The 23,362-nt window shown below is 56.8% G+C and carries 21 protein-coding genes, 1 other RNA gene and 1 pseudogene; 17 read left to right on the top strand and 6 right to left on the bottom strand.

Annotation, left to right across the window (positions count from 1 at the left end; genetic code table 11):
- Positions 1-41: 41 nt before the first annotated feature.
- Both QPL96_RS04060 and QPL96_RS04055 read left to right on the top strand, forming a co-directional pair.
- Positions 42-2,072, top strand: a complete 2,031-nt coding sequence (locus QPL96_RS04060) for a hypothetical protein (protein ID WP_303285740.1) — start codon at positions 42-44, stop codon at positions 2,070-2,072.
- A gap of 47 nt (positions 2,073-2,119) precedes the next feature.
- Complete coding sequence (locus QPL96_RS04055) at positions 2,120-3,790, top strand: acetolactate synthase large subunit (protein ID WP_303286126.1); 1,671 nt, start codon at positions 2,120-2,122, stop codon at positions 3,788-3,790.
- A 30-nt stretch (positions 3,791-3,820) separates the two neighbouring features.
- On the opposite strand, the gene QPL96_RS04050 is transcribed toward QPL96_RS04055, so the two are convergent.
- Positions 3,821-4,708, bottom strand: coding sequence for a chemotaxis protein (locus QPL96_RS04050; RefSeq protein WP_303285738.1), 888 nt, complete (start codon positions 4,706-4,708; stop codon positions 3,821-3,823).
- A gap of 552 nt (positions 4,709-5,260) precedes the next feature.
- Here QPL96_RS04050 and QPL96_RS04045 point away from each other — a divergent pair.
- The 8 genes and pseudogenes from QPL96_RS04045 to QPL96_RS04010 all read left to right on the top strand — a co-directional run.
- Entirely contained in the window at positions 5,261-6,607 is a 1,347-nt protein-coding gene (locus tag QPL96_RS04045; RefSeq protein WP_303285736.1) for a S41 family peptidase, read from the top strand.
- Between the two features lie 423 nt (positions 6,608-7,030).
- A complete protein-coding gene (locus tag QPL96_RS04040; protein ID WP_303285734.1) occupies positions 7,031-7,420 on the top strand; it encodes a helix-turn-helix transcriptional regulator in 390 nt (129 codons plus the stop codon).
- Positions 7,420-8,691: a type II toxin-antitoxin system HipA family toxin gene (locus QPL96_RS04035; protein WP_303285733.1), complete on the top strand. Its 1,272-nt coding sequence runs from the start codon at positions 7,420-7,422 to the stop codon at positions 8,689-8,691. Before QPL96_RS04040 ends, QPL96_RS04035 begins: the two co-directional genes overlap by 1 nt.
- A gap of 234 nt (positions 8,692-8,925) precedes the next feature.
- Positions 8,926-9,198, top strand: a complete 273-nt coding sequence (locus tag QPL96_RS04030; protein ID WP_303285732.1) for a CopG family ribbon-helix-helix protein — start codon at positions 8,926-8,928, stop codon at positions 9,196-9,198.
- Positions 9,186-9,476: a type II toxin-antitoxin system RelE/ParE family toxin gene (locus QPL96_RS04025; RefSeq protein WP_303285730.1), complete on the top strand. Its 291-nt coding sequence runs from the start codon at positions 9,186-9,188 to the stop codon at positions 9,474-9,476. The genes QPL96_RS04030 and QPL96_RS04025 overlap by 13 nt, the downstream gene beginning before the upstream one ends.
- Positions 9,477-10,037: 561 nt before the next feature.
- Complete coding sequence (locus tag QPL96_RS04020) at positions 10,038-10,319, top strand: ADP-ribosyl-(dinitrogen reductase) hydrolase (RefSeq protein WP_303285729.1); 282 nt, start codon at positions 10,038-10,040, stop codon at positions 10,317-10,319.
- Between the two features lie 59 nt (positions 10,320-10,378).
- Complete coding sequence (locus QPL96_RS04015) at positions 10,379-10,711, top strand: hypothetical protein (protein ID WP_303285728.1); 333 nt, start codon at positions 10,379-10,381, stop codon at positions 10,709-10,711.
- A pseudogene (locus QPL96_RS04010) lies at positions 10,710-11,321 on the top strand (IS256 family transposase); the annotation flags it as partial. The gene QPL96_RS04015 and the pseudogene QPL96_RS04010, both read left to right, overlap by 2 nt.
- Positions 11,322-11,486: 165 nt before the next feature.
- Here QPL96_RS04010 and ssrA read toward each other — a convergent pair.
- From ssrA to smpB, 3 genes are all read right to left on the bottom strand, one after another.
- Positions 11,487-11,851: a transfer-messenger RNA gene (gene ssrA, locus QPL96_RS04005) on the bottom strand.
- Between the two features lie 89 nt (positions 11,852-11,940).
- Positions 11,941-13,359 carry a wax ester/triacylglycerol synthase family O-acyltransferase gene (locus tag QPL96_RS04000; protein WP_303285726.1) on the bottom strand — a complete coding sequence of 473 codons (1,419 nt, stop codon included), beginning with the start codon at positions 13,357-13,359 and terminating at the stop codon, positions 11,941-11,943.
- 140 nt (positions 13,360-13,499) lie between these two features.
- Entirely contained in the window at positions 13,500-13,979 is a 480-nt protein-coding gene (gene smpB / locus QPL96_RS03995) for an SsrA-binding protein SmpB (RefSeq protein ID WP_303285725.1), read from the bottom strand.
- Positions 13,980-14,167: 188 nt separating this feature from the next.
- Here smpB and QPL96_RS03990 point away from each other — a divergent pair, with 188 nt between their 5' ends.
- From QPL96_RS03990 to QPL96_RS03980, 3 genes are all read left to right on the top strand, one after another.
- Complete coding sequence (locus QPL96_RS03990; protein WP_303285724.1) at positions 14,168-15,793, top strand: sodium-dependent transporter; 1,626 nt, start codon at positions 14,168-14,170, stop codon at positions 15,791-15,793.
- A 72-nt stretch (positions 15,794-15,865) separates the two neighbouring features.
- The gene (locus QPL96_RS03985; protein WP_303285723.1) at positions 15,866-16,312 is read left to right on the top strand and encodes a type II toxin-antitoxin system RatA family toxin; all 447 of its coding nucleotides are present in this window, start codon (positions 15,866-15,868) and stop codon (positions 16,310-16,312) included.
- Positions 16,309-16,590, top strand: coding sequence for an RnfH family protein (locus QPL96_RS03980; protein ID WP_303285722.1), 282 nt, complete (start codon positions 16,309-16,311; stop codon positions 16,588-16,590). Before QPL96_RS03985 ends, QPL96_RS03980 begins: the two co-directional genes overlap by 4 nt.
- A 2-nt stretch (positions 16,591-16,592) precedes the next feature.
- Here the strand turns inward: QPL96_RS03980 and QPL96_RS03975 are convergent, their stop codons facing one another.
- A complete protein-coding gene (locus tag QPL96_RS03975) occupies positions 16,593-16,919 on the bottom strand; it encodes an outer membrane protein assembly factor BamE (protein ID WP_303285721.1) in 327 nt (108 codons plus the stop codon).
- Positions 16,920-17,041: 122 nt separating this feature from the next.
- Here QPL96_RS03975 and fur point away from each other — a divergent pair, with 122 nt between their 5' ends.
- A complete protein-coding gene (fur, locus tag QPL96_RS03970; RefSeq protein ID WP_303285720.1) occupies positions 17,042-17,452 on the top strand; it encodes a ferric iron uptake transcriptional regulator in 411 nt (136 codons plus the stop codon).
- Positions 17,453-17,585: 133 nt separating this feature from the next.
- Here fur and recN read toward each other — a convergent pair whose 3' ends face one another.
- Positions 17,586-19,265 carry a DNA repair protein RecN gene (gene recN, locus QPL96_RS03965; RefSeq protein WP_303285719.1) on the bottom strand — a complete coding sequence of 560 codons (1,680 nt, stop codon included), beginning with the start codon at positions 19,263-19,265 and terminating at the stop codon, positions 17,586-17,588.
- Positions 19,266-19,520: 255 nt separating this feature from the next.
- On the opposite strand from recN, the gene grpE reads away from it, so the two are divergent.
- The 3 genes from grpE to dnaJ all read left to right on the top strand — a co-directional run bounded on the left by grpE (position 19,521) and on the right by dnaJ (position 23,339).
- Entirely contained in the window at positions 19,521-20,120 is a 600-nt protein-coding gene (grpE, locus tag QPL96_RS03960; RefSeq protein ID WP_303285718.1) for a nucleotide exchange factor GrpE, read from the top strand.
- A gap of 90 nt (positions 20,121-20,210) precedes the next feature.
- Positions 20,211-22,136 carry a molecular chaperone DnaK gene (dnaK, locus tag QPL96_RS03955; RefSeq protein WP_303285716.1) on the top strand — a complete coding sequence of 642 codons (1,926 nt, stop codon included), beginning with the start codon at positions 20,211-20,213 and terminating at the stop codon, positions 22,134-22,136.
- Positions 22,137-22,214: 78 nt separating this feature from the next.
- Complete coding sequence (dnaJ, locus tag QPL96_RS03950; RefSeq protein WP_303285715.1) at positions 22,215-23,339, top strand: molecular chaperone DnaJ; 1,125 nt, start codon at positions 22,215-22,217, stop codon at positions 23,337-23,339.
- Positions 23,340-23,362: the final 23 nt, after the last annotated feature.

The raw sequence follows: 23,362 nt of genomic DNA, 5'->3' as shown, positions 1-23,362 counted from the left end.
ATTAATGCAAAGGGTTTGATGCAGGCCCTGAGGAATTTCGTTTGAGTGGAAATCAACCGGCCAGTCCCACACCAGTGGTCAACTTTGACAAGCTGGTGCAAAAACTGGATGAGTCCATTGTGGCGTTGGAAGGGAGCCGGTCTTTTGCAAAGGCAGGCAAACTTCCCAGACTGTTTGATGTTGCCCGGCGTGTACTTTTACAGCCAGGGGGGTGTCAGGCCATCGAAGCGCGAGCACAGCGGCTTGAAGAAGCTGGTGTGTTTGACGGGACCGACTGGGCTGATCCCGCCACCCTTCTACCTTCGCTCACCACCTCCTCTCTGCAGAGTCAGAATGCCGACACCGTGGTAATTGAAGCCTTCAGTGAGCTCCGTCTGTTATTGGTGGCCCGGGGCAGCTACCTGCATCCGAGCGTTTCGGCGGAGCAGGCCCATCATTACCTGACCCAGGTGTTGGCTATCAATCTGGGACTGCTGTTCGGGATGACCGGCGAGGCGGAGCGGGAGCAGGGTAAACTGGCGCTGATCAGCCAGTCCCTGGTTCAGTATGTGGCCAGTCATATCGGCTATGAACACGTCATCGATAGTCTGATTGAGGAGATCTGGCGCATTCTCGAGCAACGGCCGATCCGTGTGAGTGACGTGCGCCGGATGATCACCCAGATCGCAATCTGCCGGGCAGATCCGGATGCTGACCTGGGCAGTGCCGGCCGCGGTGCCGACCGGCTGATTTCCAGCCTGTACGGGCCGACACGGGCCTGTAGCGAGGACCCGGGCACGGCGGTATACCAGCAACGGCTGGAATCCATGGACAGCGCTGCGTTGCAGAACGAAGCCACCGGTTTTGCCCGATCCATGCACGATACCGGCCTGGTGTCGCCTTACCACGCCTGTTTTGTTCGCTTTATTCTCGAAGATCAGAATTCGCTGCTCAGTGATGCTCTGGGGCTTTCAAGCACCGGGCGGGACTGCCTGCTTTGCTACAGTGAACTGGTACACACCCTGGTTGAGGAATCCATTTTTCCCGAGACAGCTCAGGGCCTTTACGGCCTGGCCCTGCTTCTGGAGCGGGGTATTCTGTACCAGCCTCCGGTGGCGCCGGCGCTCTGGCGCCAGGTGCGGCTGTCGGTTTGCCCCGAGGCCCGGGAGCGCCTGCAGTTTGCCTATGGCTACCAGCCCCAGCCCGCCGCCTGGCTGATACAGGGCGTGCTGAACATGCTGGGGCAGCCTCTGGGCGTGGGGCAGGGTAATAACCCTACCTGCCAGTCTGCCCGTGCCCTGTCCATGTGGGCCTATAATGATCCGGATTATCTGTTGCAGATGGTCGCCTGGGCAGCCCGGGACAATGAAATCGTCATGCATTTTGAGGGGCAGCCGGTGTCCTCTGCCCGAAGTGCGGGCGGTGTGGCTTCGGCAGTAACTCTGGACCTTGATCCGGTCTCTCTTGTGGTGGTGCCACACCTGGACCGGATCTACGCTGAGATGGGCCGGTTATGCGTCGGCCGTGAAGGCGATCCCCATAAATGGGTGAACCCTGAATTCCACGGCTGGTCCGCCGGGCGCGGGTTTGCCATCAATGTGGATGTGGCAACCGGCAAGCTCACTGACCTGGAGGGGTTTATCCGGCATTTTTACGCCAGTTACCACCCCTACTACAATGGCAATCAGCCGCTGATACACCCGCAGCCAGCGGGCATTGCGGTTACCGACAGTGCCGCCCGGTTCATTGGCTGGCACGCCATTACCGTTCTTCGGGTGGCGCTGGACCCGGAAGGCGAGATGCGGGTATATTTCTTCAACCCCAACAACGACAGCGGTCAGAACTGGGGCGACGGAGTGCAGGTGAGTACCTCCGGTTGCGGCGAGCGCTTCGGTGAATCGTCACTGCCCTTTGAAATGTTCACTTCACGGCTTTACATCTTTCACTACGATCCCCTGGAACGGGGTGAGCCGGCAGGAGTGAGCGATGATGAGCTTCGCCGCGTAATAGAGGGCGTGTATCGCAGTTGGGGTGCAGACCGGGTGCCCGCGGATGCCCATGCCCTCCAGGCGGAGCCACCCAGAACCGAATGATCCCGAAATCTGCTGATCGCCTGGAACTTATGATCGAGAGGAAGTGCATGGTCAACGAGCAACATCCGGCCCGTAACGGAGCCGAGCTGTTTATCCGGGCGCTGGAAAATGAAGGCGTCAAATACATTTTCGCGGTGCCTGGTGAGGAAAACCTTGCGTTCCTCGAAGCCCTGAGGACCTCCAGTATCCAACTGGTGCTCAATCGCCATGAACAGGCGGCCGGTTTTATGGCGGCCACCTACGGGCGGCTGACGGGCCGGGTCGGTGTCTGCCTCTCTACGCTTGGGCCGGGTGCCACCAATCTCGTTACCGCCGCGGCCTACGCGCAGTTGGGCGCCATGCCGATGATGATGATCTCCGGCCAGAAGCCGATCAAGTCGTCGAAGCAGGGCCTGTTCCAGATTCTGGATGTGGTGGACCTGATGCGGCCGCTGACCAAATATACCCGGCAGATCAGCAACGCCAATACCATACCCGCCAAGGTGCGGGAGGCCTTTCGGCTGGCCTCGGAAGAGCGCCCGGGAGCCGTGCATCTTGAGTTGCCGGAAGATATCGCCGCCGAGAAGCCGGCACCCGATACCCACATTTTCCTGCCCAGCGATGCCCGCCGGCCCTCCGCCAGCAAGAAGAGCCTGGAGATGGCCTGCGACATGCTGCGCGAGGCCCGGCACCCGGTGATCATGATCGGCGCCGGTGCCAACCGGAAGCGAGTGTCCGAGGCACTGCTTCACCTGGTGAATGCAACCCGCATCCCGTTCTTTACCACGCAAATGGGTAAAGGTGTGATTGATGAGCGGCATCCCCGTTATCTCGGCAATGCCGCGCTCTCTGCCGGCGATTTTGTGCATTGCGCCATCGACCGCGCCGATCTGGTGATCAATGTGGGCCATGATGTGGTGGAAAAACCGCCGTTTTTCATGACCCCTGGTGGCAAAAAAGTGATTCATGTGAATTTCAGCGGCGCCGATGTGGACCCTGTCTATTTCCCTCATCATGAGGTGGTGGGCGATATCGCCAACAGCGTGGAATACATGGCCGGGAATTGTGGCCAGTGTGCCAATCACGATTTCACCTCCCTGATGGAAATAAAGCGGGCGGTGGATGCCCACGTGCAGGCGCGGGCCGAGGACGGTCGCTTCCCGGTGATTCCCCAGAGGATTGTGCATGATGTGCGGCAGGTAATGCCTGACAATGGCATCATTGCGCTGGACAATGGCATGTACAAACTCTGGTTTGCCCGCAATTATCCCGCCTACGACAACAACACCGTTTTGCTCGATAACGCCCTGGCCTCCATGGGCGCCGGCCTGCCCAGCGGCATGATGGCCTCCATGCTGTATCCGGACCTCAAGGTAATGGCCATTTGCGGAGATGGCGGATTCATGATGAACAGCCAGGAGCTGGAAACCGCCGTGCGCCTCAAGCTCAATCTGGTGGTGCTGATCATCAATGACGGCGCCTACGGCATGATCAAATGGAAGCAGGAGCAGGAAGGCTTCACCGGGTTTGGTCTGGACTACGGAAATCCGGACTTTGTCACCTACGCCCAATCCTACGGTGCTGAAGGGCATCGCATAACCCGGACAGAAGCGCTGCGGCCCACGCTGGAAGGCGCCCTTGCGGCAGGCGGCGTTCACCTGGTGGAAGTACCGGTGGATTACAGCGAAAACCGCCGGGTCTTTGACGAGGAGTTGGCGGAGATGACCTGCAGGCTGTAAGTGGTTGAGTTTTATTGCGGAGTTCAGGGCTCACCGGGCCCGCTCCGCTCCCCGCAACATCGCCTGAAGCAGCTCCTCTGCATCGAACTTGGTCAGCGCCTCGTTGGCGCCAACCTGATTGGCATAACTCAGGCTCATCTCACTGTTCAATGACGTGTGCAGGATGATATAGGGTTGCTTCAGGGCTGAATTGTCCCGGACATTGAACGCCAGCTCATAACCATCCAGCCCCGGCATCTCGATATCGCTCACCAGAATGTCCGTGGGCCGTCCCAGTTCGTGGTCCCGCAGCAGGATCTGCAGGGCATCATCGCCATTGGACGTCACCTGATAGGGGATGTCCTTGCTGTCCAGCACATCCGAGAGCTGCTTACGGGCCACCTGGGAATCGTCCACCATGAGGATGTTCAGGGATTTGAGAGTCTCGCTCTGAACATCCGTCAGCATCACATCCTGGGTGTCCAGTGATTCCGGATACACCTTCGCCAGCAGCAATTCCACGTCCAGCAGTTGAATGATGTCGCCGTCCAGGTCCAGCAGGCCGGTGATAAAGGCCTTGCTGCCCAGGGCCCTGGGCGGCGGCATCACCGATTTCCAGTTGGTTTCGATAATCTGCTGAACGCTGCGCACCAGGAAACCGATCTCCTGGCGCTGGATATCCGTGACAATAATGGAGGCCTTTTGCTGCTCCTCCCGGTTCAGCGGCGGATAGCCCACCGCGGCTGCCATATCAATCACTGGAACGGCGGAACCCCGGAAGGTGGCAGTGCCGATCACCGCATGATGGCTGTGAGGCAGTTTGGTCAGCCGCATGAAAGGCAGAATTTCGCGGATCTTCAGGGTTCCGATTCCAAACAGACGTTCGCCGGAAAGCCGGAACAGCAGAAGTTTCTGGGGCTGTTTCGCTTTGCTGGACATAAAGCCGGATCCTTTCAAATACAAAAGCCCCCGGCGGCAGGAGCTTTTTCAGGGAGGTGGTTCAGTGTGGCGCTTGCCGAAGGCTGCGCAGCCCAGAGACTAGAAGTCTGTAGCAATAGTAGCAGCTTTAGGCTGAAACGGGATTCAGGAGGTTTGTTTCAAATGGTGACAGAATCCCTGCGCACCAGCTCACCGGGGCAGGTTGGCCAGTAGGAACCAGGCAGTTCCCCCGGTAACGTACCCGCCGACACGCTGTCCCGGTTTCCTGGAGTTTGTGAAACTCGGGTATCGACAGCCCCGGCTGGAATTGCACTACGTTCATGGTCATGAACTGCTCAGCTTGTGTGGGTATGCCTCAAGTGCCCACCACGCTCATTATCATCAAGGTATTTACAGAATATACAATCTGTTTTGGAGTGGAAGCCCGCCGGCCTCGTTGTGTTGATGCTCACTTACCATTTGGCCCTGAACTGGCTACTCTGTATGTATAAGGATCCATAGGACGCATGGCCCATGCCGCCAGGCGTCGCACAAACGGACCTGGAGTGCTCTATGAAACCTGGCCAGCGGCGCAGCCATTCCCTTTCCGTCCCTGTTTTCGAAAACCTTCAGGGTGTCTGGCGTTCCCAGGGTTACGGCAAGATATTGCGGATAGAAAGCGATGGGTACACCCTTTTTGAAGAAACCGCCATCAGTTGCCGGAAGCTTTACTCGGGCACCCTCGAGGAACTTAATCACTATTACGAAGACTTGCAGATATCCCCTGGCGGACAGGCGTTCAGTGCCCATCGCGTCAGCGGTGTGGCACGCATCCGCTTTCGTCGACTGAAAGCATTGCCTGCGAATGCCGCTGCAACCCGCAAGCATGACGCAAAGGATCCGGAATACAACTTCGAAATCTTTTGGCGAACCTTTCACGAACAGTATGCCTCGTTTGAACTCAAAGGCGTGGCCTGGGACCAGGCTTACCACACTTATCGTCCGCAGATTAACGCGGACAGCTCACGGGAAACCCTGTTTGCGACCATGGCAGCCATGCTGCGGCCTCTGAAGGACGGCCATATTCGTCTGCACACACCCTGGGGTCACTACAATGCCGGTGCTCACCCCGCTCTCTACCAGCGGCTGACACGGGAACTGGAAGACGCCAGCGATGACCGGGAACTCGCCAGCTATCTGGGCGATCTGAAGGAATGGCTGCACGACGTCATCCATCAGGACTATCTCGCCAATGATGTTAGCCATGGCGGCAACCGGCTGGTGGAGTGGGGGCGCCTGAATGATGCCATCGGCTACCTGAATATCCGGGCTATGGCCGGCCAGGGCGGCAAGACCGGCGAGCCAGCGGCTGACCTGAAGGCCGTTGACGGCGTGATGCAGAAGGTACTGGCCGATGTTGGCGAGCTCCCTAACCTGGTCGTGGATCTCCGCAGTAACGGTGGGGGCTATGATGGCGTGGCGCTGCGGCTTGCCGCCTACTTAACGGATCGCAAGCGGCTGGCATTTACAAAGTCCGCCCGCCACGGCAATGGGTTCACCGGCAAGCAGCCTGTTTACGTGGTCCCTGCCAGCCAGACCTACCGTGGCAACCTGTTTGTGCTGACCAGCGAACTGACCGCCAGTGCCGCAGAAATTTTCCTGCTCTCGCTACTGCAGCACCCCCGGCTCACGCTGATTGGTGAGCCCACCCAGGGCATTCTCTCCGACACCCTCGAGCGTCACCTGCCAAATGGCTGGCACCTGACCTTATCCAACGAAATCTACCTGGCTTACGATGGCCAGCTCTATGAGGGTGTCGGCATCCCGCCCCATATCCGTCTGCATTACCTTGGACGAAAAGGCCGCGAGGAAGGTAAAGATCCGATGCTGGAGCGGGTGCTCAAACTGGTCGGGGCGTGATGGAGGTGCTTTGTTTGCGGGCGGGAATTGAACCCGATGCCGCACCCTCTCAAAGCAATACAGAAAACCACAATTCCCGGAAAAACAGGAGTTTCCGGAAACCCCGCCCCACAGGAAACCAGACAAAAACACAATGCAGTGGACACTTTGTTGCCACCTGACCCGGTTGGTATTGGTCAATCTTCAGTATCAACGGCATTGGCTACCCACCAGCAGCCGGAAGGGTAAACAGCAGATTCGTTCTGTGTCTTCCGTGTAGGTGCCCAGTGGAGGCAGGCCACAAGTCGTTGGCTGGGTGCCTGATGGGTCAATAACGAGAGCACAACAACCAAAAAGCAATATTCATGTTGCTTTTTCATTCAGGCTTTATCAAACCGTCTAAAAGCAATGCATGAGTTGCCTTCGAGCAAAAAAGAAACTAATATGTTGCATGTTACTGTAAAAGCAACATATGTGATTACCAATATGAGCTCCATACTTCAACAGATAAAACGACGGCGACTGGCGCTTGGCCTCAAGCAGAACGACATGATGTTGCGTATAGGCGTGTCTCGCCAGCAGTATCAGCGTCTGGAATCCAAAGGAAACCCTAGGCTCGATACCTTGGAGTTGTTAGCGAAGGGCTTGAATAGCGAGCTCATGCTCATCCCCAGGGAAAAGCTCAGGGCTGTTATGGCGGTGCTAGAACAGGAGAGTTTAGAGCCAAATAAAGAGCATGTGGCCCTGGTGGAAAAATCGTCAAGATCGGCAAAAGAAGACATAAAAAAAAGTCTTTCGGACGATCCATGGCAGGGCTTACTGGGGGGTGATTAATGAGCGATAGCCGTGCAGATGAGATAAATGTGCTCAGGTTGAGTTTGCACGGCAGGCTGGTTGGCTATTTGGCTGGCTTTCAAGGCGGCAGAAATGTACTGAGCTTTGCCGAAGAATTTAAGAGCGATATAAACCGCCCTACCTTTAGTTTGATTACTCACCCAGCGTTTCCTCGTGCTGGAAAATTAATGGCGGAACCATGGGCGAGAAACCAAAGGCTACATCCCACATTGTCCAATTTGCTTCCGGAGGGATCGCTGAGGGAGTTGATAACACAAGGGCTTAAAGTTCATATCGACAACGAATTCCATATTCTCTCATATTTAGGAGCGGATCTGCCTGGTGCCTTGGTGGCTGAACCAATGGAGCCAGAAGATGTGCCAGAAACTGTTCTTAACGCTCACGGAAAAGCTCGAGCAATAAAATTTGATAAAGTATCACCGGAAAACAAATTTTCGTTGGCCGGGGTTCAGATGAAATTTTCCATGAAGGAAAAGGACGGACGCTACAACCTTTCCAAAGGCGATGTCTTGGGCGATTGGATTATAAAAACACCTTCCACCAAGCATAAAGATGTGCCGTTGAACGAATATACCGCAATGAAGCTTGCGGCACTGGTTGGGATAGACATTCCCGAAATCAAGCTGGTTGAATTGAATAAACTGGATAATCTTCCGCAAATAAATTTGCCCAATGAAAAGCTGGCCTTCGCAATTAAACGCTTTGATCGCGACGGTGATGTGCGTATCCACATGGAAGACTTTGCTCAGGTGCTGGTTAAATATCCACATGAAAAATACAACTCGGCAAACTACGAGCAAATCGCCCGAATTATCTACGGGTTTTCTGGTGATGGTTTGGCTGATGCGCAACAGTTTGCCAGGCGATTGCTGGTTAACATTCTTCTCGCTAATGGCGATGCGCACCTCAAGAATTGGAGTTTGATTTATTCCGATCAAATCACTCCAAGGCTTTCACTTGCATACGATATTGTTACAACTAGCGTATATATCGATGATGAAAGGCATTTCGCACTAAATTTAGGCAAGACCAAAGAGTGGCACGATGTTTCCCTGGCAAACTTCCAGTCTTGGGCTGGTCGTGCCGAGATCCCATGGAGAGCAATTAAACCTCACCTGGATGATGTAATTGAGAGGGCTAGAAACCTTTGGCCAGACGCAATCAAAGACCTTCCAATGAATGAAGCGCATAAGCTGAAGCTAAAGGATCATTGGGGTAATTTACAAGAGGACTTTCGAATAAATAAGTAAGTGATTCCCCAAGCCTAAATAACTTCGGCGGGTAGCCTGGTGGTGGGGATGCGCAAGCTGTACCAGTGGGCGCTAACAGGCGCCGGACAGGTTCGAATGACCACGGATAAGATTCCGGGCATTGTTCGAACCTCCTGACATCATACAATCGAGGGTTTTCTTTACTCGGTGGTCAGTAAGAGATTTTATGGTACAGTATTAAAAGGTAGTACCTTTTAATACTGAGGTGGCAAAATGGCAACATCAGTAAAACTTGACGACGATCTGAAAAACCGTATCCAGCACTTGGCTGAAGTGCGACATCGTTCATCGCACTGGATTATGCGCGAAGCGATCCGTGATTATGTTGAGCGTGAAGAAAAGCGGGAATCTTTCAAACAGGATGCACTACGAGCTTGGGAAGCGTACCAGGAAAACGGGCTGCACCTGACGCTTGAAGAAGCTGACGCTTGGCTGGAGAAGCTTGAAGCGGGTGAAGATGCGGAGCTTCCTAGGTGCCACGTTTGATTTGGTCACCGCCAGCTATCGCTGACGTACAGCGACTCTATCGCTTCCTTGCCATGAAAGATGGAGATGCGGCCCGACGTGCCATCAAAACAATACGGGCGGGCGTAAAAATACTCGCACACCAGCCGGAGGCAGGACGTCCTGTTGAAGATATGGGCTCAGTGTTTCGGGAGTGGTTGATTGATGTCGGAAGTAGCGGCTATATCGCTTTGTATCGCTTTGATGGCGAAACGGCAACCCTTCTTGCCGTGCGACATCAAAAAGAAGCCGGATACTAAGACTAGAAAGCACGAAGGCTTCCTGGTTGAAGTTGAGCAGCGACCCCGCGAACTGTGGGACAGCGTCCACGCGATCCTCGATACCAACGGCCGGGTGCGGGGCAACACGACGCGGGCCGGGATCATGACCGGCACCGGATGACGTGCCAGCCCCTTCATTACTCTCGACGGTGCGGCTTCCGGATCGACACTGCCAACGGCGAGGCTGTAGAAGCCGACCACCACATCACCCAGGCAGCAGACATAGGTTTGCGCTTCTCTCAACGGCCCCCATTTTGTATCTGATCGAACGCTGAAAAGCGACCTCTGATCGCTCTGACCCGACGCCCCCTCTCAGCACGCAATCAAACGGAATCCTTCACTGGCTCGTTGGCACTATGATGCGTTATTCACCGAATATGCGCAGGTTCTGGCAGCCGCTTACAACAGTTCCGAAAACCAAGCCCCACAGGAAACCACACAAAAACACAATACCGTGGACACTTTGTTGACACCTGGCCCGGTTGGTTTTGGTCAATCTTCAGTATATACTTTGTATATACAAATTCAGTGAGGGATACGATGGCGCTGAAATGTTCATCTGCAGTGAAGCAGAAGCTGGCACAGAAGCACGGTGTCAGCCTTGAGGAGGTCCAGCAATGTTTCGCCAACCGGGAAGGTAACCTGTTGGAGGACATCAGGGAAGAGCACAAGACCGACCCACCAACCCAGTGGTTTATTGCTGAGACAGACTACGGGCGGCGCCTGAAGGTGGCGTTTATGCTTAAGGGTGATGACATCATTATTAAGACATCGTACGAACCGAACCAGACAGAAGATGGAATTTACCGGAAATTCGGGTAACCCATCGCAACAGTCGTAGTGACAGAAAACAGAAGAATGAACGCGACGGGAGGAAGAGCATGAGCAAGAAGAAGATTGAAAGCACACCAGAAGCCTGGGAAGACGGAAGACTGGGCCGGGATGAAGAGTATGTCCGCGTAGCCAAGAACGTGGACGACGCAGCCTTGAACGAGGCGGCTGGGCTGCAGCCTATCTCTATCCGGCTCCAGAAACCCCTGATTGAAGACTTCAAGATGATCGCGGAGATCAATGGCATTGGATATCAGCCCCTGATTCGCCAGGTGTTAAAGCGGTTTGCCGATGCAGAGAAAAAGCGAATTCTGCGGGAGAGAGCAGCCGAATTCCGTGAACTTGGTGATGATCCTGATGAGTCCAATGGCAAAGTTGCTTGAAGCCAGTTGGCGAGAGCTGCTTACTGGCTTGCGAGAAAGGGGCCTGGAACACGCCCCCAAGCTGGCCGTCGGTGACGGTGCTTTGGGCTCCTGGAACGCCCTGAGCAAGGTGTTTCCGGACACCCGCCACCAACGGTGCTGGGTCCACAAGACGGCTAACGTGCTGGATAAATTGCCCAAATCGGTACAGCCGAAGTTGAAGTCAGCACTGCATGAGATCTATTTAGCAGAGACCCGTGACAGCGCTCACAAGGCTTTTGACAGTACCCTGCGGCGGTTCCGGGACAAATACCCAAAAGCCATGGAAAACCTGGAGAAGGACCGTGACGAGTTGCTGGCCTTCTACGATTTTCCGGCGATTCACTGGATTCACTTGCGGACCACCAACCTGATCGAATCCACCTTCGCCACAGTACGGCTGAGAACCAAGCGAAGCCGGTCCTGCGGCAACCGCGACACCACGTTATCGATGGTGTTCAAACTGCTCCAATCCGCCCAGAAACGCTGGAAGCGGATCAAGGGGTTCGACCGATTGAGGCTGGTCGTGAACAATGTACAGTTTCGGGATGGAGAACGGGTGGATGATCAATCTGACAGGAACGCTGCCTGAAGCCTCATACACCAGATTTGACAATAACTCGTTACCCGCAATGTTGCCCGCAAGTGGAGGTGGATGCCAGGGGGTGATTTTGGATCTAGTGGACACAAAAAAGCCCCGTTTCCGGGGCTTAGAGGTGGTTCGAGAGATTTTGCTGGATCTCCTGAACCTCTTGATTGGTGGAGACGGCGGGAATTGAACCCGCGTCCGCCAGCACTCAGCCTTGAGGTCTACATGTTTAGCGTCTCTCTATTGATTTAAGTTCAAGCGACCCGAGAGCCAGGGTGCAGGAACCGAGTTCTTTAAATCTTAGCCGCTAGCCAGTGAACTCTGGATAGCGGAGCATCCCGTAAGCGATGACGTCCTGAGATGTTGCTTCCGGGCTACGGGCGACCCGGTCAGGACGACTAGCAGCTTACGCTGCTAGTGCGTAGTTTTCGTCGTTTGCGACTATTGCGTTGCAGCTTTGGATTAACGAGATTCGCTGCCATCTCGACATGCACTCAAGGGATCGCCACCAGCGTCGAAGCCATGTCGTCCCCTTATGCCTACTATATATGTCCGGTTCGCCGGACTTCAAGGGTTGTTTGTTGCAGTTTTGGCCGCCGGGCCGGTAGATGTACCTACCGGCCTAGCTGACCCAGCGTTCCTGGCCACCGCGTCTGCCGGCCAGGGCCGCATGGCTCAGGGCCTCGAAGCTTTCGCGGAAGTAGTCCATCACCGCCTGCGGGTCAGCGTGGATCGCCTTGTCCACGGTAATGCCGAACTGTACGGTGCCGGCATAGCTGAAAATACTTATGCCAATGCCGATGCTGCCGGTCTGGGGGACCCAGAACATGGGCTGGGTCAACTTGCTGCCGGCCAGGTACAGGGCATCCTTGGGCCCCGGCACATTGGTGAGTACCGCAGAGGCCTTGTTGCTGAGTAGGTCCAGGGCCCGGCGTTCCAGAATATCGGGGCCACGGCCGAACAAATCAAGGAGGCTGTAGGTCACCTGAGCCTGGTAGGAGCGCTTTAGCCGGTTCATGTTCTCCTGCACCTGCCGGAAACACATGATCGGATCCTGCACCTCCACAGGCAGTGTTACCAGCACCATTCCGAACTGGTTGCCGAGGGTCCCTATAGGCTGGTCGAGAGGCCGCAGGTTGAAAGGCACGGCTACCCGGATGCCACACTCCGGAATGGTTTCTTTGTGGGCGGCAAAATGTCGTTGCAGTGCGCCCGTGGTGGCGCAGAGCAGGGCGTCGTTGATGGTGCCGCCGAGGGCTTTGGCGCAAGCCTTCACTTCTGCAAGATCCAGGGGCTCGCCCCAGGAGACATGCTTGCGGCCGGAAAGCGGGCTTTTCAGGCCGGTTTTGGGCTCGAAGGGTGCCAGGCCAAGTTTGAGCAGGTCCATGGCAACCCCGCCGGCGGTGGCGGCCAGTTTGATCGGGTAGTTGGGTTCTGCGCGTACGGATTGAATGAACAGCCTGGCCTGGTCCGTTGCCGCTTGGGCGCTGTCCACCAGTCTGTGCAGGGTGTGCTGAGCGGTGGAGACTGGTTTGTGTCTGGCCTCTGGTTTGCTGGCAACCCGCTTGAGTTTTGGCTCCGGTGTTTTGTCGGTGAGTGAAAGCATCACCCGCACCAGGGAGATGCCGTCAGCAATGCAGTGGTGAATTCGGATTATCAGGGCACTGCCGCCCTCGTAGTTGTCGATGTAGTGCATCTGCCAGAGCGGGCGGCGGAAATCCAGGGACGTGCTGTTCAGATCGCTGGCCAGTTTCTGGAGCTCGGCCTTGTCGGCCTTGCCCGGCAGGGCAATCTGATGCAGGTGGTTGTCGAGGTGAAACAGTGGATCATCCTGCCAATAGGCCCGGTCGCTGTGGTCCAGCACTCGTTGGCGGAATCGCTCGAAGCACAGGAAGCGCTCTTCGAGCATTCGTTTCAGGCGGTTGACGGAGACCGGGCGGTCCAGGGCCAGAACCCCGCAGATCATCATGGGGTTTTCCGGAGTATCCATGCGCAGCCACGCGCGATCAACGGCGGACATGGGCAGTTGTTTAGGTGACATAAGCTCTCCCTTTGCCATGCACCGGGACTCCCGAGTATAGGCCTGTTGGCAACCTGAGCAAAGAGGGTGAGTATGCGACACACCGGCCAGTGCAGGCCGTGACCGGTGTCAGCTATTTGGTATTCTGTGCGGGGCGGTAATCAGAGCTTGGTATCGCGCAGGATGCGCTGTTTCTGGCGGTTCCAGTCCCGCTCTTTCTCGGTGGCGCGCTTGTCGAACTGTTTCTTGCCTTTTACCAGGGCAATCTCGCACTTTACCCGGTTGTTTTTCCAGTAGAGTGCCAGCGGAATACAGGTGTAACCGGCCTGGTTTACCTTGCCGACGATCTTGGCAATTTCCTTGGCGTGCAGCAGGAGTTTGCGGGTGCGGGTCGGGTCTGCAATAACGTGAGTAGACGCTGCAATCAGCGGCGTAATGTGAGAGCCGAGCAACCAGGCTTCGCCGTCCTTGAGGAGTACATAGGCGTCCACCAACTGGGCCTTGCCGGCGCGCAGGGATTTCACTTCCCAGCCCAGCAGGGCGAGACCTGCCTCGAAGCGGTCCTCGATGTGGTACTCATGCTTCGCCTTCTTGTTCAGCGCAATGGTACTGCTCGGCGTTCCGGGTTTTTTCTTGCTCATGAATCAATGAATCCGGGGGCGGAGAAATGAACGGGCCGGCGTTAGTGCAGCCGGAAAAAGGCGCATTGTAGCCCACGAGTGCCGGACCGGTCACGAAATCGGCGACACCGCGTTTACCCGTTCGTGCGCGGCCGGATCCTTCGGCTACAATACTGTCCCAGACTTATTTAGGGGTCACAGGGGCGCGGATGCCTACGCCGTATCAGACACATGTCGGGTCCTTTACCCGAAAATCAACTTTTTTCTGGGCTGCGGTGGGTTCAACCGTTGGTCTGGCCAATCTGTGGCAGTTTCCCTACCTGGCCAGTATGCACGGTGGCGGCCTGTTCATCCTGCTCTACCTGGCCTGCCTGCTATTGGTTACCCTGCCGCTGATGGTCACGGAGGCCGCCATTGGTCGTTATGCCCGCCACGGTATTGTGCTGGCGATGGACGGCCTGATTCGCAGTGTCAAACGTTCCCGCGCCTGGATGGCGGTGGGCCGGCTCAGCATTCTTGCGGCCTTCCTGGTGTTGTCGTTTACAGCAGTATTCGGTTCCATCGCTCTGGCTTATGTCTTCTTTGGCGCGCTGGGGCGGTTCTCCGGGGCGGGTGACGCTGAGGCAGCGGCGATCCTGGCCGGGCTGGTTTCCGACCCCCACGAGTACCGGATGTTCATGGGCTGGCATATCTTTTTCCTGCTGCTGGTGATCTGGGTATCGGCGCAGGGGGTTGTCAAAGGCCTTGAACGGACGCTGCGTGTGGTGGTGCCGGGAACTCTGGTGCTGATGCTGGTGTTATTCGCTCTGGCGGTCTGGTACGGACGGCTTGATGGTGCCGTCGGCCAGATTCTGGCCATGCACCCGGAAGACCTCAGTTGGGGAAGTCTGAAAGCGGCTTTGTTTCATGCGTTCTTTACGCTGGGGCTGGGTATGGGGGTATGGGCAATTCTTGGTTCCTACACTACGCCCCATACCCGCCTCAAGCGTTCGGTTCTTGCCGCTGTTCTGATGGATACCCTGGTGGCGATCATTGCCGGCCTGATGATCTTTGCCATGGCTACAGACGGCAACCGTTTTGATGGCGAACGTGGGTTCAGCCTGTTATTCGTTTCCATGCCCGTGACACTGGCCCAGCTGCCGGCAAGCCAGTTCGTGATTGCCACGGTGTTTCTTGTGGTGGTGCTGATTGTCTGGGCCACATCGCTGAACCTGCTTGAACCCATCGTTGGCTGGTTCCGTGAATGGACGGGGGCACCGCGGGGGTTGTCTTTGGTGCTGATCGGCCTGGCGGTATGGCTGGCGGGGCTGGCATCGCTGTTGTCGTTTAATGTGTGGGCGCAGGAGCGTGTTGGCGGCGCCATCATTTTCCGATGGCTGGAGCTGGTGACCGGTGGCTTGTTGATTCCTCTGGCCGCCATTCTGATTGCGCTGTTTGCCGGCTGGGGCCTGACCCGGCATCTGTCCATCACGATGCTGGGCTCGACTCCGACGTTGTTCGCCGGTATCTGGTTATGGGTGATGCGGTTGGTGTCGCCACTGGTGGTTGCCTGGATTGGCGTTCAGTACACGGCGTTTTCGCTGTCGAATCTCTGTGACAACGGCAGCACCGCTGTGTGGTGTGAGTCGCCTGTTACGCTGCTGTCCCGTGACCGGGCATTGCCCTTGGAGGCGCCTGCGCAAGCCCGGGGGCCCGCGGAGTCGTCCGGGGGCGGAGCCGTAGGCAATGAAACCGTGCCCACAGTTGAACAGTCGCCGCCGGCGGAAAATGACAAGAAAGGAAAGTCGGGGGAAAAAACCCCAAAAGAGGACGATATCCTTTATCATAGCGTGTGATTGAGACTCTCTTCCTTCTCAGAAGTCCGCCATCATTTCACAGCATGTTTACAAGCAGGACAATCGGTTCCAATGCCCCATCTGATCGACAAAACAGCTTTGGTAATGCACTCGGCCGAGCGCATGTTCCACCTGGTAAACGACGTTGTCCGTTACCCTGAATTCCTTCCCTGGTGCGCGGGCGCCGAGATTCATGAGCAGAATCCGGAGCAGATTACCGCGTCCCTGGAAATTGCCAGGGGGGGCATACGGCATACCTTGACCACCCGGAATCAGTTGTTACTGCCTGACGCAATAGAGATGAACCTGGTGGAGGGTCCGTTTCGGAATCTGACCGGTCGCTGGCGCTTCAAATCGCTGAACAACAACGCCTGCAAGGTGATTCTTTCCCTGGAGTTTGAATTTTCCGGTTCCCTGTCCCGAATCACCTTCGGGCCGGTGTTCAGTCAGGCCGCCAACACCATGGTGGATGCGTTCTGCCGCCGTGCGGATGATCTCTATCGAAAGGAAGGTGCATGATTCAGGTGGAAGTGGCCTATGCCCGCCCGGACAAACAGGAAATTATTCCAGTGACGGTTCCTGAGGGGGCGACCGCGCTGGAGGCGGCGAAACTCTCAGGTATTGCTGATATTTTCCCGGAAATTGATGTGGATGCCACTGACATGGGTGTGTTCGGAAAGGTCATCAAGAACCCGTCGGCCCATGAACTCCGTGAGGGAGATCGGGTGGAGCTCTACCGACCGCTCAGGATCGACCCGAAACAGGCGCGCCTGAATCGGGCGAAGAAGAAAGCCTGACCTCAGTAAGCCGGCGTTTCTTCGAGCAATTGTGCTTCGTAATGGGCGTATTGATCGCCTTCGTAATAAACGATGATTCGCTGCTCTGTGATATCGCCACCTTCCCGCTGAAACGTATACACATAGTATTCCCGGGAGAGATCAACCGGGTTCAGCATGAGTGGTGTCCCCATAACTGCATGCACCTGGCTGCGGGACATGCCCTCAGCCAGTTGCGAAAGCTCATCATCGGTTACGATGTTTCCCTGTTGGACGTTGATCTTGTAAACGCCCGGGAAAGCACAACCGGATAGAAAGAGAGTGAGAATGAGAGCTGTGAGCTTTTGCATCGCCGGGGGAAATCCTCTATCTTGAAATCGCCTGCCCGAGGCAGGTGTGACACGGGTAAACCGTTTAATGGCGGCTTCATCATACCGGAAGCCGTGAGGCACACCAAAGAGTGAATAGTAACATGTCATCTGAAAACGCCGAACTACGAAAAGTCGGTCTGAAAGTGACTCTGCCGAGAGTGAAAATCTTCAACATACTGGAGACGGCCGAAGAGCATCATCTCAGTGCCGAGGATGTCTACAAGAAGCTTCTGGAGCAGGGGGATGATGTGGGGCTGGCAACGGTCTACCGGGTGCTGACGCAGTTTGAGGCGGCCGGCCTGGTGCTGCGCCACAACTTTGAAGGCGGCCATGCCGTTTTTGAAATGGCCGGTGATGATCACCACGATCATATGGTCTGTACTCAGACCGGTGAGGTTATCGAGTTCTTCGATGAAGTGATTGAGGAGCGCCAGAAGACAATCGCGAAAGAGCGTGGCTATGAAATCGTGGACCATAGCCTGATCCTTTACGTCAAGCCGATCAAATCCTGATTCCGGCCCGCGGAAGCGCCAGGTAGAAGGAAGCGCCAGGTAGAAGGAAGCGCCAGGTAGAAAAAAGGGGCGGTGCTTAAGCCCGCCCCAACAGCTCTCAGGATCGAGAGGGGTAGAGGTTCGGTTCTTTGGCTCAGTGGTGAGTTGCCTGCCCCTTTGAAAACATTTCCCTGGCATGAGCGATTGTATGGTCGGTCATGTCCACGCCACCCAGCATTCTCGCCACTTCGCCGATTCTGCCCTGATCGTCCAGCGTCTCGATTTTCGAGAAGGTGGCGTCCTGTTCGGTAAATTTACTGACGAACAGGTGCTGGTGGCACTGGGCCGCCACTTGTGGCAGATGAGTGACACAAAGCACCTGGCCGTTTCCTCCCAGGGTGCGAAGCAGTCGGCCAACCACTTCGGCGGTGCCGCCGCCGATACCGACATCCACTTCGTCAAAGACCAGGGTGGGTGTGGTTGAGGTCTGGGCAACCACCACCTGAATCGCGAGACTGATCCGCGACAGCTCGCCACCGGAGGCAACCTTGGCCAGAGGCCGGGCAGGCTGGCCGGGGTTCGCGCTGACCACAAATTCAACGTCTTCCAGCCCGTGGGCCGCAGGTTCTGCGTCGGTGTTGCGGTTCAGGTGGGTGATGAACTGCATGTTGGGCATGCTCAGCTGGCCGAGCTCTGCGGCTACGCGCTGGTCAAGCTCGGCGCTGGCTTTGGCGCGTGCCTCCGACAGTTGGCCGGCCAGCTCGTCGAACCGGCTGCGCTGGCTGGCCAATTCCGCTTCCAGCTGTTCCAGTCTGCCCTCCCCCCCTTCCAGTTCGGCCAATTCGGCACTTAGGCGCTGGTGCAGCTCCGGCAACGCTTCCGGGGTAATCCGGTGCTTCCGTGCCATCTGGTAGATGGCGCTTAGCCGTTCCTCCACTTCCGCCAGTCTGGCAGGATCAGCCTCGTAATCCTCGACAAAGTGGCGCAGGTTGTCGCCGGCTTCGCCGATCTGGATCTGGGCCTCGTTCAGCATCTGGATGGTGTCGGCCAGTGCTGGTACGTCTACCGGAAGCTGTTCCAGCTGCTGCAGGGCCTGGCGGACCAGGCTGGCAGCGCTGGTTTCATCTTCTGTGCACAGCAGGGCCGCCTGGTGGCTGTTGTGCAGAACCGTATCGGCCTGGCTCAGTTGTGCCTGTTCCTGTTCCAGGCGTTCCTGTTCGCCAGTTTCAAGGGCCAGGCGGCCCAGTTCTTCCACCTGGTAACGCAGCAGTTGCAGTTTCGCCTCCGCCTCGTCAGCGTTCTGCCGCCGTTCGCTCAGACGCTGGCGGGTCTGGTTCCAGGTTCTCCATGCCTCCCGGGTATCCGTGGCCAGGGCCTCGGCGCCGGCGAACTCATCCACCAGTTTGCGGTGTGTTTCCTTGCGCAGCAGAGACTGGTGCTGGTGCTGGCTGTGGATGTCCATCAGTACGCCGCCAAGGTCCTTGAGGTGATTCAGGGGGCAGGGCTGGCCGTTGATGTAGGCGCGGGAACGGCCGTCTTTGCTGATAACGCGGCGAAGTATGCAGTCATTTTCATCATCCAGCTCATGCTCTGCGAGCCACTCGGTTGCCTCGGGGATGGCGGATACATCAAATGTGGCTGTGATGTCTGCGCGCTTGGCCCCGTGACGGACTGCGCCGGCATCGGCACGGCCGCCCATGGCCAGGCCCAGGGCGTCCAGCACGATGGATTTGCCGGCACCGGTCTCGCCGGTAAGTGCAGTCATGCCTTTACTGAACTGGAGTTCCACCCGTTCGGCGATGGCGTAGTTGGAAACCGTGAGCTGGGTAAGCATGCAGATAACCTCCGCGACTTTCTGAAAACCGGCTAAACACTGTTGATGCATACAGTAACTGGGAATATATACAGGATTTATGTAATTTGCAAACCTGCGACGGCATTTTCTTCAGGAATCCTGGCGCCGGTGGTTGAAACCTGGAAGTGGGGCCCCATATCCGTTCGCAACGACATTTTCCCGGCGCACTGCGGCCGGAGCCCATGTTCAACCGGCCACCGAAAGGGGGCCGCTGGAGACCAAGCAGGAGTAGCCATGAGCACTGACGAGAACCGCAACGAGCACGAGGAACTGAACGAAGCCCTCGAGGCTGCCAAAGAGGAAGCCCAGACGACCGAAGGGGATGCCACCGGAGGCGAAACGTCCGAGGTGGATGCACTGAAGGCTCAGGTTCAGCAGTTCCAGGAGCAGATGCTGCGTTCCCAGGCCGAGATGCAGAACGTGCGTCGTCGTGCCGAGATCGATGTGGAGAAAGCCCACAAGTTTGCCCTGGAGAAATTCGTCAAGGAGCTGTTGCCGGTTGCAGACAGCCTGGAAAAGGCGCTTGAGAGCACCGAAGGCCAGGAAGAGTCCGGCAAGCTGGTGGCTTCCATTCGGGAGGGCGTGGAAATGACGCTGAGCCTGTTCATGGCCAGCCTGAAAAAATTCAACGTTGAACAGGTTAACCCGGTGGGTGAGCCGTTCGACCCCCGGCAACATGAGGCCATGTCCATGGTGCCGGCCCCGGACGCCGAGCCCAACAGTGTGGTGGCCGTGGTGCAGAAAGGGTATCTGTTGAATGGTCGTGTGGTACGTCCAGCCATGGTGGTCGTTGCCAAAGCAGAAGATGCACCAAAAATTGATGAGCAGGCTTGAAAAGCCGATCAAAGCGCCAATATAGCCATTAAATAGCGACACCGGAGGCCGGGCCTCCGGGAAAGCCTTCAGAAGAATTGGAGCGACTCAATGAGCAAGATTATCGGTATCGATCTGGGAACGACCAACTCCTGTGTGGCCATCATGGATGGTAACAAGGTCAAGGTTATTGAAAACGCCGAGGGTGATCGCACCACCCCGTCCATCATTGCCTACACGGACGATGGAGAGACCCTGGTTGGCCAGTCAGCCAAGCGCCAGGCGGTTACCAATCCGAACAACACCCTTTACGCCATCAAGCGCCTGATCGGTCGTCGTTTTGAAGACGATGTGGTTCAGAAAGACATCAAGATGGTGCCCTACAAGATTACCAAGGCGGACAATGGCGACGCCTGGGTTGAAGTGAAAGGCCAGAAAATGGCGCCGCCGCAGGTGTCTGCGGAAGTTCTGAAGAAGATGAAGAAGACGGCGGAAGACTACCTGGGCGAGAAAGTCACCGAGGCGGTGATTACCGTTCCGGCTTACTTCAACGACAGCCAGCGCCAGGCCACCAAAGACGCGGGCAAGATTGCCGGTCTGGAAGTAAAGCGCATTATCAACGAGCCGACCGCAGCTGCCCTGGCTTATGGCCTGGACAGGAAGAGCGGTGATCGTACCGTCGCAGTTTACGACCTGGGCGGTGGTACCTTTGATCTGTCCATCATCGAGATCGCGGACGTGGACGGCGAGCACCAGTTCGAAGTACTGGCCACCAACGGGGACACCTTCCTCGGTGGTGAGGACTTCGACCTGAAAATCATCGAATTCCTGGCAGATCAGTTCAAGAAAGACAGTGGCATCGACCTGCGTGGTGACTCCCTGGCGATGCAGCGCCTGAAGGAAGCTGGGGAGAAGGCGAAGATTGAGCTTTCCAGCAGCCAGCAGACAGACGTAAACCTGCCGTACATCACCGCAGATGCGTCTGGTCCCAAGCACATGAACGTGAAACTGACCCGCGCCAAGCTGGAATCCCTGGTGGAAGATCTGGTTCAGCGCAGCCTTGAGCCCTGTAAAGTGGCTCTGCAGGATGCCGGCATGAAGGCCGCCGAGATCGACGAGGTTATCCTGGTCGGTGGTCAGACCCGTATGCCGCTGGTGCAGGAGAAGGTAAAAGAGTTCTTCGGCAAAGAGGCTCGCAAGGACGTCAATCCGGACGAGGCCGTGGCCATGGGTGCTGCCATTCAGGCAGCCGTACTGTCCGGTGACGTGAAAGACGTTCTGCTGCTGGACGTAACCCCGCTGACCCTGGGCATCGAAACCATGGGTGGCGTGGCGACTCCGCTGATCGAGAAGAACACGACGATTCCGACCAAGAAGTCGCAGACTTTCTCCACCGCGGATGATAACCAGACTGCGGTGACCATCCACGTGGTTCAGGGCGAGCGCAAGCAGGCTGCCCAGAACAAATCCCTGGGCCGTTTCGACCTGGCCGACATTCCGCCGGCACCGCGTGGTGTGCCGCAGATCGAAGTCACCTTTGATATTGATGCCAACGGTATCCTGAACGTGTCCGCGAAGGACAAGGCGACCGGCAAGGAGCAGTCCATCGTGATCAAGGCCTCTTCCGGCCTGAACGATGATGAAATCGAGAAGATGGTGCGTGACGCCGAGGCCAACGCCGAGGAAGATCGTAAGTTCGAAGAGCTGGTCCGGGTTCGCAATCAGGGTGACGCCATGGTGCATGCCGTTCGCAAGACCCTGAAAGATGCGGGTGACAAAGTCAGCGACAGCGAGAAAGAGTCAATCGAGGCTTCCATCAAAGAGCTGGAAGAAGCTCTGGAGGGTTCCAGCAAGGAAGACATCGAGGCCAAGACCCAGAAGCTGACTGAAGTTTCTTCCGAGCTGGCCCAGAAGATGTACGCAGATCAGGCCGAGCAGGCACAGCAGGCTGGCGGGCAGGAAGATGCCCAGGCAAAGCAGGCTGATGACGCTGTGGACGCTGAGTTTGAAGAAGTGAAAGACGACGACAAACGATAAATCTGAAGTACATCAGGTAGTTGGAAAACGCGGGGGCGCCCCCGCGTTTTCCGCGTTTAAAAACAGGGTTTTAAAAGCATGGCCAAGCGCGATTATTACGAAATTCTCGGGATTTCCCGGGATGCGGACGAGAAGGAAGTCAAGCGAGCCTACCGAAAGCTCGCCATGAAGTACCACCCCGACCGTAACCCGGGCGACAGCGAAGCCGAGAACAAGTTCAAGGAGGCCAGCGAAGCCTACGAAATACTGGCGGACCAGTCCAGGCGAGCGGCGTACGACCAGTTCGGTCACGCCGGTGTGGACGGTCAGGCAGGCGGTGGATTCGGAGGTGGCGGAGCCAGCTTCTCCGACATCTTTGGTGACGTATTCGGCGATATCTTTGGTGGTGGTGGCCGTAGCCGTAACACCCGTGGTGCCGATCTGCGTTACACCCTGGAGCTGGACCTGGAAGAAGCCGTCAAAGGCAAAACCGTCCAGATCAAGATTCCGGGGCATCGCGAGTGTGACGTGTGTGACGGCAGTGGCGCCGAAAAAGGCTCCCGCCCGGAAACCTGCGGTACCTGTAAAGGTATGGGGCAGGTGCGTATGCAGCAGGGGTTCTTTACCGTGCAGCAGGCGTGCCCCACCTGCCGTGGTTCTGGCCAGGTTATCAAGAACCCCTGCCAGGCCTGCCGTGGCCAGGGCAGGGTTCAGGAAGAAAAGACTCTCTCTGTTAAAGTGCCGCCGGGCGTGGATACCGGCGACCGTATCCGCCTTTCCGGTGAAGGCGAAATGGGGGTTGATGGCGGACCTCCCGGCGACCTGTACGTACAGGTCGCCGTGCGCGAGCACTCCCTGTTCACCCGTGATGGTCGTAACCTTTACTGTGAAGTTCCCATCAGCATCGTGGATGCGGCCCTCGGCGGCGAGCTGGAAGTGCCGACCCTGGATGGCCGCGTAAAGCTCAAGATTCCGCCCGAAACCCAGACCGGCAAACTTTTCCGCTTGCGCAACAAGGGTGTTAGCCCGGTCCGTGGTGGCCCTGCAGGCGACTTGCTGTGCCGGGTGATTGTGGAAACGCCGGTGAACCTGACCAGGCGCCAGAAAGAACTGCTGGAAGAATTCCAGGCAACCCTGGATAGTGGCAATGGCACGGAGCATGGCCCGAAGAAAACGTCCTGGTTTGAGGGTGTGAAAAGCTTCTTCGACGAAATGAAATTCTGACGGCTGACAAAAAAGGAACGCGA

It is taken from the genome of Marinobacter sp. SS8-8, assembly GCF_030540945.1.
Classification (GTDB): Bacteria; Pseudomonadota; Gammaproteobacteria; order Pseudomonadales; family Oleiphilaceae; genus Marinobacter.
The sequence above is the reverse complement of the archived record's forward strand: the minus strand, read 5'-3'. Positions and strand labels throughout refer to the sequence as shown.

Excerpts from the sequence above, each read along its gene's own strand:
- QPL96_RS04055 (WP_303286126.1), top strand. The coding sequence starts at position 2,120 with ATGGTCAACGAGCAACATCCGGCCCGTAACGGAGCCGAGCTGTTTATC.
- QPL96_RS04050 (WP_303285738.1), bottom strand. The coding sequence starts at position 4,708 with ATGTCCAGCAAAGCGAAACAGCCCCAGAAACTTCTGCTGTTCCGGCTT.
- QPL96_RS04045 (WP_303285736.1), top strand. The coding sequence starts at position 5,261 with ATGAAACCTGGCCAGCGGCGCAGCCATTCCCTTTCCGTCCCTGTTTTC.
- QPL96_RS04040 (WP_303285734.1), top strand. The coding sequence starts at position 7,031 with ATGTTGCATGTTACTGTAAAAGCAACATATGTGATTACCAATATGAGC.
- QPL96_RS04035 (WP_303285733.1), top strand. The coding sequence starts at position 7,420 with ATGAGCGATAGCCGTGCAGATGAGATAAATGTGCTCAGGTTGAGTTTG.
- QPL96_RS04030 (WP_303285732.1), top strand. The coding sequence starts at position 8,926 with ATGGCAACATCAGTAAAACTTGACGACGATCTGAAAAACCGTATCCAG.
- QPL96_RS04020 (WP_303285729.1), top strand. The coding sequence starts at position 10,038 with ATGGCGCTGAAATGTTCATCTGCAGTGAAGCAGAAGCTGGCACAGAAG.
- QPL96_RS04015 (WP_303285728.1), top strand. The coding sequence starts at position 10,379 with ATGAGCAAGAAGAAGATTGAAAGCACACCAGAAGCCTGGGAAGACGGA.
- QPL96_RS04000 (WP_303285726.1), bottom strand. The coding sequence starts at position 13,359 with ATGTCACCTAAACAACTGCCCATGTCCGCCGTTGATCGCGCGTGGCTG.
- smpB (WP_303285725.1), bottom strand. The coding sequence starts at position 13,979 with ATGAGCAAGAAAAAACCCGGAACGCCGAGCAGTACCATTGCGCTGAAC.
- QPL96_RS03990 (WP_303285724.1), top strand. The coding sequence starts at position 14,168 with ATGCCTACGCCGTATCAGACACATGTCGGGTCCTTTACCCGAAAATCA.
- QPL96_RS03985 (WP_303285723.1), top strand. The coding sequence starts at position 15,866 with ATGCCCCATCTGATCGACAAAACAGCTTTGGTAATGCACTCGGCCGAG.
- QPL96_RS03980 (WP_303285722.1), top strand. The coding sequence starts at position 16,309 with ATGATTCAGGTGGAAGTGGCCTATGCCCGCCCGGACAAACAGGAAATT.
- QPL96_RS03975 (WP_303285721.1), bottom strand. The coding sequence starts at position 16,919 with ATGCAAAAGCTCACAGCTCTCATTCTCACTCTCTTTCTATCCGGTTGT.
- fur (WP_303285720.1), top strand. The coding sequence starts at position 17,042 with ATGTCATCTGAAAACGCCGAACTACGAAAAGTCGGTCTGAAAGTGACT.
- recN (WP_303285719.1), bottom strand. The coding sequence starts at position 19,265 with ATGCTTACCCAGCTCACGGTTTCCAACTACGCCATCGCCGAACGGGTG.
- grpE (WP_303285718.1), top strand. The coding sequence starts at position 19,521 with ATGAGCACTGACGAGAACCGCAACGAGCACGAGGAACTGAACGAAGCC.
- dnaK (WP_303285716.1), top strand. The coding sequence starts at position 20,211 with ATGAGCAAGATTATCGGTATCGATCTGGGAACGACCAACTCCTGTGTG.
- dnaJ (WP_303285715.1), top strand. The coding sequence starts at position 22,215 with ATGGCCAAGCGCGATTATTACGAAATTCTCGGGATTTCCCGGGATGCG.